The following is a 17,984-nucleotide window of genomic DNA, read 5'->3' on the forward strand; positions in this document are numbered from 1 at the left end:
TATATTTCTTAAAAGTAATTGTTTTAGAAAAATGAAAGTTTTATCTTTACATATCCTATCGAAATAAATGTACTATGAAAAACAATTACGTTGGCGTCAGACAGACCACGCCGGTCTTCGGCCATTTTAATCATTCTTTTACAGTCCGATATAAAGGGGTAGACGGGCTTACTTTACACGGGTATGTTACTCAATTATCTGCAAACGACTATCAGGTTTTTGTGAAGGAGAAAGGTGTTATCATCCAATGTAAGAAAGATGAATATGGTTTACTTACCTGTAAACTTAACAGCAAGGGGAATGTTCACTGGGTTGATGGAATAAGCCGCGCAGTTGCTCAAACTTTATTGGAGCAATAATTTCTTTAAAAAGGGGAGCTAAAGAATACTTAATACTTAAATCTTGATGAGTGGAAAAATCCTAATTCTTTAACTAGCAGGATTTTATTTCCTTTTAAATTTCTCATTTATTGTAACCTAAGCTTACGGGCACCGTACACTAAAATCCCAAGAGGGAGATAAGTCAAAACCTTTGCCAATTTTGTATTGTTAGAGGTCATTAAAAAATAAAGAAGCCTTTGGTAGGTCATTTATTTTTATAATTTTGCGGTGCTCGGGTCAGATTATGACAAAGAGGGCGTTTATAAGTAAGTTGTTTAACTGTAAACGAGTTTAAAAAATGGGAAAAAAATTCATAGTAGGTTTTCTACTAGTATTAGTAAGTGTGTCTTCCCAGGCACAAACAACAAAGAAAAGTTCAGAAAAAAGTACAGCAGATCCTGATAATTTAGCTAAGGATTATTTCTCTCAGATAATGGGAATTGCTGCTTCTGCCACCTCAAATGTTAAGTTATATCAATTCGTATACGACTGGTTAGGCACTCCCTATCGGTTGGGTGGTGATACGGAAAAAGGAATTGACTGTTCAGGTTTCGCTTATCAGTTATATGATAAAGTATTCAATACAGTAATTGGAAACAATTCCAGGAATATTTTTAGCATGGTCAATCCAGTTAACAAAGAGGAGCTTAAGGAAGGAGATCTAGTATTTTTTAAGATAAATAGTAAATCAATATCTCATGTTGGTGTTTATCTTGGCGATGATAAGTTTGCTCACGCCTCAAGCAGTAGAGGGGTAATGATCAGTAATCTTAATGAAGCGTATTGGCGTCGTTATTACTACAAAGGCGGCCGATTGATAGAGTCGCTACGAGAGAAGTTGGAAAATTAGAAAAAAGTAAGATAAAGGAAAAGCCGTCTAAAGACGGCTTTTTTTGTTGTTAAATATTCTCTTTTACTAGTACTATCCCTCAAGTAGGAATACGATAAGTTCTTTTGGACCATGCGCTCCTAATACTAGAGTTTTTTCTATATCCGCTGTACGGCTTGGACCTGTGACTGCAGAAATCATGGTCGGTAGACGATCTTGATACTTTGTTTTTAAATTTAGAAGAGCATCCTTGAGGTCTAAGACTAGCTGGGAGGTATATGCAATTACGATATGGTGCGGAGGATATATCCCTAATCTTCTGCCAGCAGCATTGCCATTTGAAACCAGTACAGTGCCGTTCCGCGCAATAAGTGATTCACATAGTGTTATTCCTACCTCAGCCTGCAAGAAGTCTTTATCGGTCTTATAAAAAGGGAATTCATATTGTGTTAGAAGATCCTGCAATTCAGGTTCCCAACAATAAATTCTTCTCCAGCTTTTTTCATCCGCAAGCAGCAATAAGTTTTCGATAAGCTGAATCTCGTCTTCACAGAATACGAATTTACCGGCAACTAAACTTAACTGTTCCGCAAAAAGAATTTCAAGGTAATCATCGTAGGCCTCATACAAAGGTGCTTCTTCAAGATTAGGGTAGGGATTATCTCTCTTTTCGAGTAAAGCCTTTCTTATCTTTTTTAGCATTCTTTCCTTAGCTGTAGTTTCTTTCATCTCTTTGGCCATTCTGCAAAAGTCGTTTATGGAAATTTCAGTTCAAAGAAAAAGCCCCGAAATTCGAGGCTTTTTCTTTGAACTTATAGATTATAAGATTATAAATCGTTTGATTGCGTACTTTTTAAAGGGTCTGTAGAGTCTCCAACAGGTTCAGGATGAAGATTTTCGGCTACAGGCCTTTGATTGCCACTATCATCTCCATTCACAAACTCATCGTAAGTAGTACGGTGATTAAATGGACGTTTACCTAAGATCTCTTCAAGGTCACTCTGGAACAGAATTTCCTTTTCAAGGAGTTTTTGGGCAAGTTTTTCTAGGCCTTCACCCTTATCGGTTAGAAGCTGTTTAGTTCTTGCATAAACTGAGTTAATCAGATTTCTTACTTCCTCATCGATCATCTCGGCTGTTTTTTCCGAGTACGGCTTATTGAACTGATCTTGCTGATCATTGAAAGATATATTACCAACTCTCGGGTTCATCCCGTAAAGAGTAATCATTGCATAAGATAGTTTCGTAATCCTTTCAAGGTCATTTTGGGCACCAGTAGAAATCTTGCCGAAAGTAAGATCTTCAGCAACGCGGCCTCCCATAGTCATACACATACCGTCAATAAGTTGTTCTGTAGTGTAAAGGAACTGTTCTTTTGGTAAGTACTGCGCATATCCAAGGGCAGCAACACCACGAGGTACAATAGATACTTTAACCAAGGGATCTGCATGTTCAAGGAACCAGCCAGCGATAGCATGGCCTGCTTCATGATAAGCAACAATTCTTTTCTCTTCAGGGGAAATGATCTTGTTCTTCTTTTCCAATCCCCCAATTACGCGATCAATAGCATCCTGGAAGTCTTGCATATCAACCGCTTCTTTATTTTTACGAGCGGCTATCAGAGCTGCTTCGTTACATACGTTAGCTATCTCTGCTCCCGCAAAACCTGGCGTTTGAGCTGATAGCTTTTTAGGATCAACTTCAGGTGATAATTTAATTGGTGCAAGGTGAACCTTAAAGATTTGTTCACGACCTACTAAGTCTGGTTTATCAATAGAGATCTGCCTGTCAAAACGTCCGGGACGAAGAAGTGCAGAGTCTAATACATCAGGACGATTGGTTGCAGCCATGATGATAATGCCTGAATCTGTGCCGAAACCATCCATCTCAACCAGCAATTGGTTAAGCGTATTTTCACGCTCATCATTACCTCCCACTATATTGTTTTTTCCACGAGCACGCCCAATAGCATCAATTTCATCAATAAAGATGATACAAGGTGCCTTGTCTTTCGCTTGACGGAATAAATCGCGCACCCGAGAAGCTCCAACGCCCACAAACATTTCTACAAAGTCAGATCCTGACAAGGAGAAGAAAGGTACTTGGGCTTCTCCTGCAACGGCTTTCGCCAGTAATGTTTTTCCAGTACCAGGAGAACCAACAAGAAGAGCTCCTTTCGGAATCTTACCTCCAAGGTTAGTGTACTTTTGTGGGTTTTTTAGGAAATCCACAATTTCCATTACTTCAAGTTTTGCTTCTTCAAGACCGGCAACATCGTTGAACGTTACGTTCACCTGTGATTCCTTATCAAATAAGGTTGCTTTTGATTTTCCTATATTAAAGATCTGGCCTCCTGCACCTCCTCCGGCTCCACCGCCCATACGCCGCATGATAAATACCCAGAATCCGATTAAAAGAAGTACTGGAAGGATAATAGACATGAACCAGCTGGCCCAGAAGTTTTCTCTTGATTCTATACTAACAGGAGTACGTTGCTCCAAAGGAATATCTTTTTCGGCCTCTCTTAACTTAGCCTGTAATGCATCAAAAGATCCATCAGTAAAATAATACTGAGGGCTAGTTCCAGACATGCTGAAGTTCTCTTCTTTATTTACGTCGGCATATTTGGGTTGGCTTAATCTATCTTTTTTGATGTAAACTTCGGCCATTATCAGGTCGTTGTTCTTATAGGCAATTATCTTCTCAACGTCCCTTTGCCTTAGCATTTGGCTTTCGAACTGCTGATAGTTGATCTTTTTAGCGCTCGATCCGTTAAAAAAGTACTGAACCGCAAACAACCCTATAATAATTGCAGCATAAAGCCACATGATATTAAACTTGGGAGGTTTTGGCACAATCTTTTTAGTTGAACGCTTTTTTATTGTTTTCTTAAAGTTATCAGCTTTTTTCTCTTTCATTTCTTTTAATTAAACCCGGTTAGAATGTAGTGATCACGCACTTTTATAAAACTGCATCTCGGCATCTCCCCACAATTCCTCTATCCCGTAAAATTGGCGTTTATCTGTTTTGAAGACGTGTACTACAACATCTACGTAATCCAGTAATACCCATTCTCCATATTCAAGCCCTTCTACACGTACGGGATTTTGTTTAGATGCTTTAAAAACTTCCTCCTCTATACTTGATGCAATTGCTCTTACCTGCGTAGATGATTCTGCGTGACAAATGACAAAATAATCAGCTATAGAGCTGTGTATATTTCTTAAATCTAATCTTACTATTTCGTTTCCTTTTTTCTCTTGTATTCCGTGTATAACAAGTTCTGAAATAATAGTCGATTCGTTAATTGTTTTACTTTTTACCATTAAAAAAAATTAGTTTTGGATGAATTTAATAAAACTCCGCTCTTTTGCAAAATAACACTTTTTCAAGATTAATTGTTGGACAAAAAATTGTTGTTTTAGAACGAATTGATTCTACCAATGATTATTTAAAAAGAGAGCTGGCAAAATCTACGCCATTTCCTGAAGGTACTGTAATAATGGCAGAAGAACAATTTGCCGGTCGAGGACAATCGCAAAACAAATGGCTCAGCTTGCCTGGTTTAAACTTAACTTTCAGTATCCTCCTTTATCCCACTTTCATTTCACCTGAAAATCAATTTGAACTTAATATTGCTATAAGTTTAGCTACTAACGATGTTCTGTCCCAAATTATTGGAGAGGAGCTTAAAATAAAATGGCCAAATGACATTTATTACAGAAATCAGAAGATAGGGGGAATTCTGATCGAGAATTCTTTGCGGGGAAAACAAATAAAGAACTCAATTATAGGTATAGGTTTAAATGTAAATCAGACTGAGTTTGACCCACAGTTAAAGAACGTGACTTCGATTAAAAGGATCACTGGAAAGAACTATGACTTGCAGGCTCTTTTAATGGATCTTTGTAGTGCTATTGGAAATAGATATTTATCCCTTGACAAAGATGTTAATAAACATAGGGAGGAATACTTACAACGTCTTTTTCGTTTTGATGATGCACACTTCTTTGAACTTGAAGGAAGGCAAGTGAAGGGAGTGATTAAAGGGGTGGATACAGCAGGAAGACTAGTGGTTGAGGTAGAGGGTCAAAAGCAGTCTTTTTCACCAAAGGAGCTTAGTTTTATTATATAAATAAGATTTGGAAAGTGTACTTTATACACTAAAAATTTAATATCATTGCATTCCGAACTTTTATTTGGCGTTCGGTTTAAATTTTATAAAATACAGTTCAGGCACCCGTTGTAACCTGGGTCTGTCTGAGCTCTCTATAACAGTTTTTATTGTCATGGGTGAAATTAAAACAATAGGTGTTTTAACGTCGGGAGGTGATTCTCCCGGAATGAATGCGGCCATTCGTGCCGTTGTGCGTACCAGTCTGTACCACAACTTAAATGTTATCGGTGTAATGCGTGGTTATGAGGGTTTGATTGGTGGAGAATTAGTTCCGATGAACAGGAAGTCTGTTTCGAACATTATAGGAAGAGGCGGAACGATATTGAAGACTACCAGAAGTGCAGCGTTCAGAACTCCCGAAGGAAGAAGAGCCGCCTTTGAGAATATACAGAAGTTTAAAGTTGATGCGCTTGTTGTTATTGGAGGAGAAGGAACGTTTACAGGTGCTAATGTTTTCTCTCAAGAGTATGGCCTGCCTATTCTGGGTTTACCAGGTACTATAGATAATGATCTGATTGGTACCGACTATACTATTGGTTATGATACTGCAATAAACAATGTTATCAATGCTGTTGATAAGATCCGGGATACAGCAGAATCACACGCCAGGGTTTTTATTATTGAAGTAATGGGTAGGGATTCAGGACTGATTGCACTAAGAAGTGGAATTGGTTCAGGGGCTGAGGCTATCTTGATTCCTGAATCCGAAACCGATATTGAGGAGCTATATCGTCGTCTAGAAGAAAGCCGCACCTATAAGTCCTCCCGTATTATAATGGTAGCGGAGGGTAGGCATGCTGGTGGACTTGAGGTTTCTGAAAGAATCAAGGAGCGTTTTCCTAAATTCGATGTTCGCCTCTCAATTCTAGGACACATCCAGCGTGGAGGTAGTCCTACCTGTATGGATCGTGTTCTTGCCAGTCGTTTAGGAGTAGCTGCAGTAGATGCCCTATTGGCAGGTCATAAAGGTGAAATGGTAGGTGTTGTAAATAATAGTGTTCATTTTACTCCATTCCATAATGCGATCAAGCATATTTCAGAGATTAATCCAAACCTTTTGCGTATTGTAGATATTCTGTCACTCTAATAATTAGAGATTATTGGGGGTTGAATGAATTAGCTATGTTTGTCCCCGAAGATTAAACGATGGAATCAATAAAACAGCATTTCGTTGAGGCTGAAAAGGTTCTCAATGCCTTTTTGAGCGAGTCTCAGAATTTCGAAAAAATAGAACGTGCGGGCGTTTTTTGCGTGGAAGCCATAAAAGCGGGAAAAAAGATTATTTCCTGTGGAAATGGGGGGTCCATGTGTGATGCAATGCATTTTGCAGAAGAGCTTTCTGGTCGATACAGAAACGATAGGAGAGCTCTTCCTGCTATATCAATATCAGATCCTTCCCATATTTCGTGTGTGTCTAATGATTACGGCTACTCAGATGTTTTCTCAAGGATGGTTGAAGCTATCGGACAGGAGGGCGATGTTCTTCTTGGAATTAGTACTAGCGGAAATTCGGAAAACGTATTGAAGGCAATTTTAGCAGCGAAAGCAAAAGGAATGAAAGTAATTGGTCTTACAGGGAAAGATGGTGGGAAAATGGCTGCCGAATGTGATGTTGAAATAAGAGCTCCTAAATCAGATTATGCTGATAGAGCGCAAGAGATTCATATTAAAGTGATCCACTCCTTAATCGACTTTATCGAGCGGGGTATTTAACTGATTGCTTTGTTGTAGATTGTATGTCTTGTCTATTAAGGTAAATAGCAGGGTGTCAAGCTCAGTAGTCAGGCTTTGTACAAGTTTAATTACTTCAGCGTTAAATGGGTCGTTATAATCTTTATCATTAAAGATATTGGTCAGACCCATTATTGAAGCAATAGGTCCTCGAATTTCATGTGATACAATAGAGATCAGTTCAAGTAACTTGCTATTCTGTTCAATTATTCTTTTCTGTGTTTCAAGGCGTTCCTGAATATTCCTTGAAGTACAAGCTACCCCCACTATCTGATTATTTATTTTTATTGGCCGGAATTTCGTCTCTGCACAATAAGGTTCGAGGTCCGGGTAATTAATCAGTTCGATGATTTGAAAAGCCTCACCTTTTAATGCCTTGTCATAGTGGTTCTTCCATACATCGGCATCTTTCCCTTGTAACTCGGGGAAATAGATCGACTCGCCAATTATCAGATCTCTTCCGATCATTGTTAAAACAGCTGTCTTAAACGAGTTATTTGCCGAAAGTACCCTATAATTAGCATCTACAGACCAAATGGCGTCTTCTATATTATTAATAAGTGCATCGAGGTTTTCCTTTGCTAAAAGAATCTCCTGCTTACTTTTTACTTGCTCTGTAACATCGTGTGCTATTACGATTTCACAATCCTTTCCCTTGTACTTAATTCCATGCCCCGAAACGTTCACGTAAATGATCTCTCTGTTCTTCTTTCTATGTCGCCAAACGCGTTGAGGATTGGAATACTTGTCTTCAACTGCTCTAACACTTTTTAAAAGTTCCTCTACGTCTTCTTCAGGACGAATATCAGCAATTGTCATTGCTAAAAATTCATCTCTTGTAAATCCATAAACGGAGAGGGCAGCATGATTTACTTCAAGGAATTTTAGAGAAGAAATCTCGTAAATCCATAAGGGATTTGGATTATTGAGGAAAAGGTAGCGGGAGGCTAGCTCGGACTCTGTTAGTTTTGTTTCAGTCAGTTTTAAAGCTGTGATATCTGACAAGATGCCACTCATTGCTAGAGGTCTGCCCTCAAGGCTCAATAGAAAGCTTCTCCTATCTTTTACCCATTTAATTTTATTATTGATGAAGATCCTGTATTCAATATCAAGTTGCTTACTTAAGTAAGATCTTCTAGTCTCGGCCAGCACGTATTTATAATCATCCGGATGAATAAGCTCGGTCCAGAAAACAGGATTGGTTTGGATAGTGGTGATCGAAACTTCGAAAATATCGGCGAGTTGAGGACTAACATAGTTAAACCTGCTTGCTGCCAGATCAAAAGACCAGATAGCTTCAGCCGTTATTGAGGAAGGGGCGTAAGTCACATTATTCATCAAAAATTCTCCTCAACAGTTTATAACATCACAAAATATTGAGTTGGTTTGCCTGGTTTATTCTTCGATAAAGATACGGAAATTAACATTATCTATTCTTCTTTCTTTTTTAGCTATAAAACAGGTATTTATAATTTTTTTTATTTATTTAAAAGCCTATCTTTGCAGCCCCGCAGGAGACTCCGGGAACTATGTTGAATACATAAATTTTTAAAATCAAAGAATGGCAACTAAAATCAGATTGCAAAGACACGGTAAAAAAGGAAAACCTTTTTACTATGTAGTGGTGGCAGATTCACGTGCTCCAAGAGATGGTAGATTTATTGAGCGTTTAGGTTCTTACAACCCAAACACAAACCCTGCAACAATCGATATTAATTTCGAGAAAGCATTAGAGTGGGTTAATAATGGTGCTCAACCAACTGATACAGCTCGTGCTATCCTTTCTTACAAAGGTGTGCTTTACAAAAAGCATCTTGAAGGAGGCGTTAAAAAAGGAGCTTTAACTGCTGAACAAGCAGAAGCTAAGTTTAATGAGTGGTTACAGTCTAAAGACTCTAAGATCCAAGGTAAAAAACAAGGTTTAGTTCAAACTAAAGAGGAAGTTAAAAAAGCTGCTCTTGCAGCTGAAGCTAAACGTAAAGAGGAAAAAGCTGCGGCTATCGCTGCTAAAAATACTCCTCCTGCAGAAGAAGCTCCTGCTGCTGAAGAAGGTGCAGAAGCACCAGCTGAAGAAGGCGCAGAGTAATCCGTTGTTAAAAGTATTAATACGCCATTGCGAACTTTTCGTAATGGCGTTTTTTTTAAACTTATTTTTTGTTTTATATCTAAAAATACACTTGGTATGAAATTAGAAGAGTGCTTCTATATAGGATACGTTACTAAAACCAAAGGCCTGAAAGGTGAGGTTCAAGTATATTTTGAATTTAAGGATTACGAGGAGCTTGAGTTCGATGCAGTGTTTCTGGAAGTAAATGGAAAGCTGATCCCTTATTTTGTTGCAGAGGAAAAAATTCAAAGTAACAGTACGGGCTATTTTTACTTTGAGGATATAGACACCATCGAAAAGGCTGAGAAGCTTCTTAGGAAAAAAGTGTATTTACCCAATGATAAGATGCCGGAAAGGAAGGAGGGTGATTTCTACTACGAAGATTTGAAGGGCTTCACTGTAATTGATAAGAGTGCAGGCGAATTAGGTGAAATAACTGAAGTGCTTGAATATCCTCAACAGTTTATTGCTGTTGTTCCATATAAATTTCGCGAGGTAATGTTTCCTTTAAATGATGATATTATCCTATCTATTGATCAGGAAAGCTCGATTCTTGAAGTTGATCTACCTGAAGGTCTTATCGATATTTATGTAAACGAGTAATTATTATGATGCGTTTTGATATTATCTCCGTTTTGCCAGGACTCCTTGAAAGTCCCTTTGCTCATTCTATTTTGCAAAGGGCTCAGAAAAAAGGATTGACGGAAATTGTAGTGCATAATTTAAGGGACTATTCTACCAGTAAGCATCGTAACGTTGATGATTATCCTTATGGCGGTGGTAGTGGAATGGTTATGTCAGTGGAGCCTTTTGCCAGATGCATAGAAAAACTTAAGGAGGAGAGGGAATATGATGAAATTATTTTCATGACTCCTGATGGTGTTACCTTAAATCAAAGTTTAGCTAATCATCTTTCTGATAAGAAGAATATTATTATTCTTTGTGGACATTATAAAGGAATAGACCAGCGTATACGTGATATTTATGTTACCCGCGAAATATCCATAGGTGATTACGTATTGTCGGGCGGGGAGCTGCCTGCTGCTGTGTTAGTTGACGCAATAGTTCGATTAGTTCCAGGTGTGCTTTCTGATGAAACTTCTGCGCTTTCTGATTCTTTCCAGGGAGAATTGCTGGATGCTCCTATTTATACAAGACCGGCTGATTGGAAGGGATACAAAGTACCCGCAGTTCTACTTAGTGGAAACGAGGCAAAGATTGCTGAGTGGCGTGATGAGCAAGCGCTTGAAAGGACGAAGGAGCGTAGACCAGACTTGCTGAAATAGTGTTGATTATGTGAAAATGTGGATTTCAGAAAGAATGTGGAAAATTTAAAAATATCCTTTTTATTCTAAGAAAAAAACCCTAATATTGCAGTCCGATTTTTACGGGTTAAAGATCGATATTAAGAGCTTAAAATCATGGATTTAGTAAAATTTGTTGAAGAGCAGGCGGTTGCGAAGAAAGAAGTTCCTGCATTCAAATCTGGCGATACAATCAGTGTTCATTATAAAATCCGCGAAGGAAATAAAGAACGTATCCAGATTTATCAGGGAGTAGTTATCCAACGCAATGGAGTAGGCGCTACAGAGACTTTTACTGTGCGCAAAATGTCAAATGGTGTAGGAGTTGAGCGTATTTTCCCTATCAATTCTCCAAACATCGAGAAAATTGAAGTAAATAGCTACGGTAAAGTTCGCAGAGCTAAGTTGTTCTACTTACGTGCACTTACTGGTAAAGCTGCTCGTATCAAAAGTAAAAGAGTTTAATTCAGGAGCTTTCCTAAAAATATTTATAAGCCTCTCTGGTATTCCAGAGAGGCTTTTTTTTAGTGTTTCCAATTCTTTTGTCTTTATCGAAGGCAGGAGAAGTCTTTAAATAGGTAATTCTGCGACATTCATATCCAGTATCCATAGATGGCAATGTTTTAGATCCTGGAGTAAGTTTAATGAACAGATTAAGGCCTTGGTTACAAAGACTAGCTAAAATAGTGTTGGTAGAAGCCAGCAAATAAAAAAGCCCATTGATTAATTCAATGAGCTTTAAATCTTTAACAGGAGAAAATTAACCTTAACCTTTTTTCTCTGAAGTTGCAGCTGGCTTAGCTTTAATTAATGCTTTTGCTTTACTTGAAGGCGAGCAACAACTGCCTCCTTCTTTTTTACAATGCTCTTTTTGGTCTGCTTCGGCTTTCTTCACTGGTTTGGTTTGGGCTGAAGCAGCAGATATAGCAGTAATTGTGGCAATGATTAAAAATACTTTCTTCATAAAAATTACTTGTTGTTGAACTCTGCTAGAACGGTAATTCCGCCTTTAACGATATCTCCCAGGTTAACTTTTATTTCTGTACCGGGAGGAAGGAACACATCAACACGTGAACCAAATTTAATAAATCCAAATTGATCCCCCTGTTTTACCTGATCACCTTCATTCACATACCACACTATTCTACGCGCTAATGCACCTGCTATCTGCCGGAATAATACAGGGATTCCCAATGGGTTTTCAACAACTGTCGTTGTTCTCTCGTTGTCCGTGGATGATTTTGGATCCCAGGCAACCAAATATTTCCCTGGATGATATTTAAAGAACTTCACTATTCCCGAAACTGGGTTTCTATTAACGTGGACATTGACAGGTGACATAAATATCGATACCTGAATACGTTTGTCTTTGAAGTACTCCTGTTCAACAGTTTCTTCAATCACTACAACTTTTCCGTCTGCGGGACATAAAACATGCAGGTCATCAGGGTTTATTTTCCTTATTGGATGCCTGAAGAACTGTAATACAATGATGAACAAAAGGAAAGAAAGAATATAAAGCAGCCATAACAACCATTTCACATCAGCAAAATAATAGTTGGCAAAGGCGTTGATGATGAAAATAAAAAGCACAGTAAGTGCAATGGAGGTGTAGCCTTCTTTATGGATGGTCATTTGAAAAATTTTGTGTAAAGATGGTAAAAATTAAGTTTATGTCTCAGAAGGAACCTTAGAAACTCTGTAAATATCTTTCAGATTTCGTCCTAAGCCGTTGTAATCCAGCCCGTATCCTACTACAAATTCGTTAGCAATCTCGAAGCCTATGTAAGTTAGTTCTTCTATTTCTTCTTTTAGTGCAGTAGGCTTGTATAGGAGGCTACATACGTTAATTGAGGCCGGCTCTTTCTCTTTCAACTGTTTTATAAGATAACTAAGCGTAAGGCCTGTATCAACAATATCCTCTACGATAATAACATCTCTGCCTTTTATGTCAATGTCGAGGCCTATCACTTCTCTTATAATTCCCGTACTTGAATCTCCTTTGTAAGAAGACACTCGAAGGAAGGCCATTTCGCATGCTATATTAACTTCCTTAACAAGGTCTGCCATAAAGAGAAAACTACCGTTAAGTACGCCAATAAAAATGGGTACTTTTTTTTCATAATCAAGGTTAAGTTGTATACCCAGTAAACGCGTGCGCTTCTTTATCTGGTCATATTCCAGCATCAGGTCGAATTCCTTATCGTCAATCTGTACTCTCATCTCAAATTAATTTGAAGCGATCCAAAGGTAGAAATTTAGTTTTCAACTTTCTTCTGCTCCTTTTCGCGTCTCCGTAGCTCTCTCCTTTCCCGTCTTGATAGATTTGCAGAATCTCTTATGATCCTAATCTTACCGTCAGAAGAGACATATGCTGTGTCTGGCTTCTTCTTCCTCCCAAATATTCTGCTTAAAAAGTTTCCGCGGTCTTCCTCTGTCTGCTCGTCCATCATTACTGGTGGCTCTTCATCCATCATTAGTGAGTCAACAGAAGTTGTATCAATAGAAGGGCCGCCTCTTCTAAGACTTGATTTTAATCGAACACCATAAAAGCCATAAGCATTTGTATCTCTTGATACATACCCTCGTCTTGCCATCAAATTTCCTATCAGTTTGAAGTAGCCCCTCAAACTTACACGAAGACTTCCGTCGCCTTCAAAGAAATATAGTCCCTTTTTAGGTCGTGGTACAATGTTGGCAAGAAAAATGCTTTCGCCAAGGTCAAGCTCTGATGGATGTTTATCAAAATAAAACCTTGCCGCCTCTCCAATACCGTAAATATTTTGCCCCCACTCAATAAGGTTAAGATATACTTCGTACATTCTTTCCTTAGTAGATACCTTATTGTTTTCCATAAGCCATACAATCAGAATTTCTTCGATTTTTCTGGCCATTGTTTTTTGCCGACTAAGAAAAACATTCTTTACAAGCTGCATTGAAATTGTGCTTCCGCCTCGTTTGAATGACTTTTCTTTAAAGTTTGTTGCTATAGAACGTTGAAAGGCTTTTTCCACAAATCCGTGGTGAGTGAAGAATGAAGGGTCCTCTGCCGTTAAAACAGCATTCCTAAGGTAAGAAGAGATTTGGTTTAGAGGAACATAGTCAGGATTGCCAGGGCCAATAATAATATCTCGCATTGGTTTGCCGTATTCATAGGGAGTATAAACAAAAGTGTTATTTATCTTCTGTAAATTAGTTTTTCCCCACTTAACAATAGCAAAGTTGGTTTTATGTAGGGCAGAATTAAAGCGCACACTATCAGGGTTCTTGGTATCAAGAAAAAAACTCATTTCATACTGCAACTGACCTTTTACTTTAATACCGTCCAATGATTCAAATATACCGTTGGGAAAGGACTCGAAAAGGTCCTGGCCTTCCATCTTGTCGGTCTTTAATTTTAGCTCGTATGTTTTTGTTGGCTTAAGCGTATATTTAATAAATGGGTTAGCCTTAATTTTATTTAAGTGGATTACAGATGTGCTATCCAGTCCTACAAAATTTTCTCCTATAATAATGTCTGCGTCAATAGACCCCGCAGGCACAACAATATCATTAGAGGCAATTTTAGGATGATTTAGAAGAAAGTTCTTGACAGCGAAATAGCTGTATATTTTGAAGTCGTCACCGCTCTTTCTGGCCTCTTTGAGCGACATGAAAAGGGTGTCTACATTAAGCTTTAAGCCAAACTTTTGTTCAATTACAGGTAATTCAACTTTTTTCCCATCTGCAAAAAGTTGAAATTCCAGTCTTTCATCGTCAGGCTCCACGATGCCATTGAAGTGCCACAAAGCTTCGCCATTATTAACGATAATGTTAGATTTAAGATTGCCATTGTCAATAGTAGCCTTTGTGGTATAAAATCGGAATTGATCCTCGTCTCGCTGGATGAATACGTCAAGATTATTTACCTCCATGTCTTCGGGCACTTTGTCCAAAGCATTATTGAGAAGTTTGTGAGCCAAATCAGCAAGGTCGGCTTTACTTCTCGTCTTAGTGCTATCTCTTTTCTTGTTGAAAAGGAAATCATAGTTTCGGATACTGTCCCTTTTTGTAATATTCAGTTTTCCCGATTTTATTTTCAGTGCAGCTACTTTAATATTTCCGAAGATTAAAGGAATCACGCGTACGCTAACGTGCAAGTCGTTAATGTAAAGGAGACTATCCCGATCTTGCGGGACTATTGAAATATCGTCGAAGGCTATAGATGCAAGTCCTTCAAACTTCGGATTGTCAATTTTAAGGTCTACATTGTAATCTCTTCTAGCTTTATTTATGGCTTTAGTAATTACTGACTTGAGGATTGCTTCGCGTTTTGCATAAACAATTGATATGCCTATGCTGGCCAGTACAATCAGGATAATAAAACTGACAAGCGCTATCTTTAAATATTTGGAGCGTTTTCTTCGCATTTAATTCTGAAACTTTACCCTGCTTAAGTTTAAAAAAACGTAGAAGAGCGGCATTTATTTCTGCCCTGTAAATATCTGTAAAATCAAGTCTGAAACAAGTAGTTTGTCAGGGAGTTTGAAAAAAGATTTACTAGTCCCGAAAAGTGTCGTGGTTGCAGTGGGAGAAGCAATACAGTGAGTTGAAAAAAAGCGCCAAATCCGGATAGATATGTTATTCTTATGAAAATCACACAGGAAATTTTATATAAGTTTGCATTAGATATACTGTATCAATGATCACTAAAGAACAAGTATTAGATGCTTTGAGAAATGTTGAAGAACCGGATCTTAAAAAGGATTTGGTGACTTTAAACATGATCGAAGATATAAAGATTGAAGGAAGCAGGATTGAGTTTACAGTAGTTTTGACTACCCCTGCTTGTCCCCTTAAGGAGTTAATTGCAAATGCCTGCAGAAATGCTATTGCACACTTTATCAGTGCAGACGCTGAAGTGCAAATAAATATGACTTCAAGGGTTACGCATCAAAAAAATCAACTGGCAGATAATATAAAGAACATTATAGTTGTGGCTTCAGGCAAAGGCGGGGTAGGGAAATCTACAGTTGCTGCTAACTTGTCGATTGGCTTGGCAAAGAAAGGAGCTAAAGTAGGTTTGATCGATGCTGACATCTATGGGCCGTCAATGCCTATAATGTTTGGACTGGAAGATGCCAAACCGGCTGCTATCCAAACTGCTGATGGAAAAACAAGGATAGAACCTGTAGAGAAGTATGGAGTAAAATTACTATCAATAGGCTTCTTTACAGATCCAGAACAACCTATTCCATGGAGGGGACCAATGGCTTCGAATGCAATCAGGCAATTGTTTAATGACGCAGATTGGGGGGATTTGGATTATTTAGTAGTTGATTTGCCACCAGGAACAGGAGACATCCATATTACACTTACTCAGAATTATCCTGTGGCTGGTGCGGTGATCGTAACTACTCCTCAAAATGTTGCATTGTCTGATGCCAAGAAAGGAATAGGAATGTTCCTTATGGAAACAATCAATGTGCCTTTACTTGGGGTAGTTGAAAATATGTCTTACTTTACTCCAGCTGAATTACCTGATAATAAATATTACATTTTCGGTAAGGGCGGTGGCCAGACATTGGCTGAAAAGTTTAAAGCTCCCTTCCTTGGTGAAATTCCTTTAGTTAAAAGTATCAGTGATGCAGGAGATAAAGGAGAGCCTGTGATTTTAAATGAAGGAAATCCTATGTCAGCAGCCTTTATTGAAGTTGCTGAAAGAGTTGCCCAACAAGTCTCTATACAAAACGCAAAAGGTCGTCAGGTTGGGGTTTCTTAATTTTTTATTACTTTTATAAAAATATAATTTATGGATTTGTTGCAAAGAGTTGAAGGTGCGCTTGATACAATAAGGCCTTACCTGGAAGCAGATGGAGGTAATGTTTCTGTGGAGGAGATTACGCCTGAGAACGTAGTTAGACTACGTTTATTAGGTGCTTGCGGTTCTTGTCCTATGAGTATCATGACGATGAAGGCTGGCATAGAACAGGCCATTAAGAAAGCAGTTCCGGAAGTTTCGGCGGTTGAGGCAGTGAACTTAACAGATATAAATGATCCTAATGCCGTTATGCCTGGTGCAAATTAAGCATTAAGCTAATAATATATAAAAGAGCGATGGCGTTGATAAAATGCATCGCTTTTTTATTTTAGTGGTTAAGTTAAAGCTCTGATTTAAAAAAGAGGCCTTTTAACAGATTTTAACAGGAGAGTAGCACAATTTTTGGTACGTTTACTTTGATGAAGCAGTTATTTGCAATAGCGTTTTTAGTCTTATGTTTCGGCTTTGCAGAAGCTCAGGAGAAGCCTTTGGTGCAGTTCTCCGGGGTAATCTATAATGTTGATTCGAATATTGTTGTACCTTATGTTAACCTTACAAACAGAACTGCCCGTAATAAAGCTTTCTCAGCTAACTATCAAGGCTATTTTTCATTTGTAGCCAGGGAAGGCGATACCATAGTTTTTAGTGCAATCGGATATAGAAGAGAAGCTTTAGTTATTCCTAAAAATCTTCCTGAAAGAAAGTATACTGTAATTGTAAAGATGAAACAGGAAATAAAGAACCTTCCGGCTGTAACAGTATATCCCTGGGCCAGTATGGATGAATTCAACAGGGAGTTTATGGCAATGAAATTTGCAGATGATGATCTGGAGATTGCAAAGAAGAATGTTCACCGCTCTTCTTTAATGGCTATGTCTAAATCGCTGCCGAGAGATGCACAAGAGATTGGCATGATTAACTTTCAGAATAACCACATAGCCCTTAGCAATAAAGTAATTAATCCACGAGGAGCTAATCCTTTATTAAACCCCTTTGCATGGGCCTCGTTTATCAATCAAATTATGCAGGGGGATAAGAGCAGGGAAAAAGAATAGCCTTTCCACCTGCCTTTCTTAAGTCATTATTTCTTTTTACCTGTTGAGGGGAACTTCATTTTATATCCCACTTTAATTGCTCCGCGAGAAATTGCGTCAAGCTTACTTTTTATCATCGCTCTTTTAAGTGGACCTAGCTTGTCTGTAAAGAGCTTGCCTTCTATGTGGTCGTATTCATGTTGAATAACCCGAGCGGCCATTCCGGTAAATGTTTCCTCGTGATGCTCGAAATTCTCATCATAGTAGGATATTAGAACGTTAGTATGGCGTCTAATGTCTTCGCGGATGTCGGGGATACTTAAGCATCCTTCGTTAAAGTCCCATAGTTCCCCAGATTCTTCTTTAATGACTGGATTTATAAAAACCTTTTTAAAATCCTGATAATCTGGTTCATCCCTGTCGGTAATATCAACAATGAACAGGCGGATAGATAAACCAATCTGGGGTGCAGCTAATCCAACACCGCTAGCACTATACATGGTATCAAACATATTCTTAATCAGCTCCGAAAGATTAGGGTACTCTGGAGTGATATCGACAGCTTTCTTCTTTAGGACAGGATCGCCGTAGGCAATAATGGGTAACTTCATAATGAACTTTC

General features: G+C 38.3%; 21 protein-coding genes. 12 read left to right on the forward strand and 9 right to left on the reverse strand.

The window, feature by feature from the left end:
- Positions 1–74 precede the first annotated feature (74 nt).
- Entirely contained in the window at positions 75–359 is a 285-nt protein-coding gene (locus J4N24_RS10255; protein ID WP_207533596.1) for a hypothetical protein, read from the forward strand.
- Positions 360–678: 319 nt separating this feature from the next.
- Positions 679–1,230, forward strand: a complete 552-nt coding sequence (locus J4N24_RS10260; RefSeq protein ID WP_207533597.1) for a C40 family peptidase — start codon at positions 679–681, stop codon at positions 1,228–1,230.
- A gap of 72 nt (positions 1,231–1,302) precedes the next feature.
- Here J4N24_RS10260 and J4N24_RS10265 read toward each other — a convergent pair whose 3' ends face one another.
- The 3 genes from J4N24_RS10265 to rsfS form a co-directional block, all read right to left on the reverse strand.
- On the reverse strand, positions 1,303–1,938 hold the full coding sequence (locus J4N24_RS10265; RefSeq protein ID WP_207533921.1) for a LutC/YkgG family protein: 636 nt from the start codon (positions 1,936–1,938) through the stop codon (positions 1,303–1,305).
- A 98-nt stretch (positions 1,939–2,036) separates the two neighbouring features.
- Positions 2,037–4,127 (reverse strand): ATP-dependent zinc metalloprotease FtsH, encoded by a 2,091-nt coding sequence (gene ftsH / locus J4N24_RS10270; RefSeq protein WP_207533598.1) that lies wholly within the window; start codon positions 4,125–4,127, stop codon positions 2,037–2,039.
- A gap of 33 nt (positions 4,128–4,160) precedes the next feature.
- Positions 4,161–4,535: a ribosome silencing factor gene (rsfS, locus tag J4N24_RS10275; RefSeq protein WP_207533599.1), complete on the reverse strand. Its 375-nt coding sequence runs from the start codon at positions 4,533–4,535 to the stop codon at positions 4,161–4,163.
- A gap of 44 nt (positions 4,536–4,579) precedes the next feature.
- On the opposite strand from rsfS, the gene J4N24_RS10280 reads away from it, so the two are divergent.
- The 3 genes from J4N24_RS10280 to lpcA all read left to right on the forward strand — a co-directional run bounded on the left by J4N24_RS10280 (position 4,580) and on the right by lpcA (position 7,099).
- Entirely contained in the window at positions 4,580–5,344 is a 765-nt protein-coding gene (locus J4N24_RS10280) for a biotin--[acetyl-CoA-carboxylase] ligase (protein ID WP_207533600.1), read from the forward strand.
- Between the two features lie 154 nt (positions 5,345–5,498).
- Positions 5,499–6,473: a 6-phosphofructokinase gene (gene pfkA / locus J4N24_RS10285; protein ID WP_207533601.1), complete on the forward strand. Its 975-nt coding sequence runs from the start codon at positions 5,499–5,501 to the stop codon at positions 6,471–6,473.
- Positions 6,474–6,532: 59 nt separating this feature from the next.
- Complete coding sequence (lpcA, locus tag J4N24_RS10290; protein ID WP_207533602.1) at positions 6,533–7,099, forward strand: D-sedoheptulose 7-phosphate isomerase; 567 nt, start codon at positions 6,533–6,535, stop codon at positions 7,097–7,099.
- On the opposite strand, the gene J4N24_RS10295 is transcribed toward lpcA, so the two are convergent.
- Positions 7,070–8,455, reverse strand: a complete 1,386-nt coding sequence (locus tag J4N24_RS10295) for a PAS domain S-box protein (RefSeq protein WP_207533603.1) — start codon at positions 8,453–8,455, stop codon at positions 7,070–7,072. The genes lpcA and J4N24_RS10295 overlap by 30 nt on opposite strands.
- A gap of 223 nt (positions 8,456–8,678) precedes the next feature.
- Between J4N24_RS10295 and J4N24_RS10300 the strand changes: the two genes are divergently transcribed.
- The 4 genes from J4N24_RS10300 (at position 8,679) to rplS (ending at position 10,993) form a co-directional block, all read left to right on the forward strand.
- Positions 8,679–9,203, forward strand: coding sequence for a 30S ribosomal protein S16 (locus J4N24_RS10300; protein WP_207533604.1), 525 nt, complete (start codon positions 8,679–8,681; stop codon positions 9,201–9,203).
- Positions 9,204–9,299: 96 nt separating this feature from the next.
- The gene (gene rimM / locus J4N24_RS10305) at positions 9,300–9,827 is read left to right on the forward strand and encodes a ribosome maturation factor RimM (protein WP_207533605.1); all 528 of its coding nucleotides are present in this window, start codon (positions 9,300–9,302) and stop codon (positions 9,825–9,827) included.
- Between the two features lie 8 nt (positions 9,828–9,835).
- A complete protein-coding gene (gene trmD, locus J4N24_RS10310; RefSeq protein ID WP_207533922.1) occupies positions 9,836–10,510 on the forward strand; it encodes a tRNA (guanosine(37)-N1)-methyltransferase TrmD in 675 nt (224 codons plus the stop codon).
- 135 nt (positions 10,511–10,645) lie between these two features.
- Positions 10,646–10,993 carry a 50S ribosomal protein L19 gene (gene rplS, locus J4N24_RS10315; protein ID WP_242691586.1) on the forward strand — a complete coding sequence of 116 codons (348 nt, stop codon included), beginning with the start codon at positions 10,646–10,648 and terminating at the stop codon, positions 10,991–10,993.
- 301 nt (positions 10,994–11,294) lie between these two features.
- Here rplS and J4N24_RS10320 read toward each other — a convergent pair whose 3' ends face one another.
- The 4 genes from J4N24_RS10320 to J4N24_RS10335 are packed head-to-tail and all read right to left on the reverse strand — an operon-like array spanning position 11,295 to position 14,937.
- Positions 11,295–11,492: a hypothetical protein gene (locus J4N24_RS10320; protein ID WP_207533606.1), complete on the reverse strand. Its 198-nt coding sequence runs from the start codon at positions 11,490–11,492 to the stop codon at positions 11,295–11,297.
- 5 nt (positions 11,493–11,497) lie between these two features.
- The gene (locus J4N24_RS10325) at positions 11,498–12,163 is read right to left on the reverse strand and encodes a phosphatidylserine decarboxylase family protein (RefSeq protein WP_207533607.1); all 666 of its coding nucleotides are present in this window, start codon (positions 12,161–12,163) and stop codon (positions 11,498–11,500) included.
- Positions 12,164–12,199: 36 nt separating this feature from the next.
- Positions 12,200–12,751 carry a hypoxanthine phosphoribosyltransferase gene (hpt, locus tag J4N24_RS10330; protein WP_207533608.1) on the reverse strand — a complete coding sequence of 184 codons (552 nt, stop codon included), beginning with the start codon at positions 12,749–12,751 and terminating at the stop codon, positions 12,200–12,202.
- Between the two features lie 35 nt (positions 12,752–12,786).
- Entirely contained in the window at positions 12,787–14,937 is a 2,151-nt protein-coding gene (locus J4N24_RS10335) for a transglycosylase domain-containing protein (protein WP_207533609.1), read from the reverse strand.
- Positions 14,938–15,209: 272 nt separating this feature from the next.
- Between J4N24_RS10335 and J4N24_RS10340 the strand changes: the two genes are divergently transcribed.
- The 3 genes from J4N24_RS10340 to J4N24_RS10350 all read left to right on the forward strand — a co-directional run bounded on the left by J4N24_RS10340 (position 15,210) and on the right by J4N24_RS10350 (position 17,383).
- Entirely contained in the window at positions 15,210–16,289 is a 1,080-nt protein-coding gene (locus J4N24_RS10340; protein ID WP_207533610.1) for an Mrp/NBP35 family ATP-binding protein, read from the forward strand.
- 30 nt (positions 16,290–16,319) lie between these two features.
- Positions 16,320–16,595: a NifU family protein gene (locus tag J4N24_RS10345; protein ID WP_207533611.1), complete on the forward strand. Its 276-nt coding sequence runs from the start codon at positions 16,320–16,322 to the stop codon at positions 16,593–16,595.
- 152 nt (positions 16,596–16,747) lie between these two features.
- Complete coding sequence (locus J4N24_RS10350) at positions 16,748–17,383, forward strand: peptidase associated/transthyretin-like domain-containing protein (protein WP_207533612.1); 636 nt, start codon at positions 16,748–16,750, stop codon at positions 17,381–17,383.
- Between the two features lie 26 nt (positions 17,384–17,409).
- Here the strand turns inward: J4N24_RS10350 and def are convergent, their stop codons facing one another.
- The gene (def, locus tag J4N24_RS10355) at positions 17,410–17,973 is read right to left on the reverse strand and encodes a peptide deformylase (RefSeq protein WP_207533613.1); all 564 of its coding nucleotides are present in this window, start codon (positions 17,971–17,973) and stop codon (positions 17,410–17,412) included.
- Positions 17,974–17,984: the final 11 nt, after the last annotated feature.

Source organism: Desertivirga arenae (assembly GCF_017355785.1).
GTDB classification, from domain to species: Bacteria; Bacteroidota; Bacteroidia; order Sphingobacteriales; family Sphingobacteriaceae; genus Desertivirga; species Desertivirga arenae.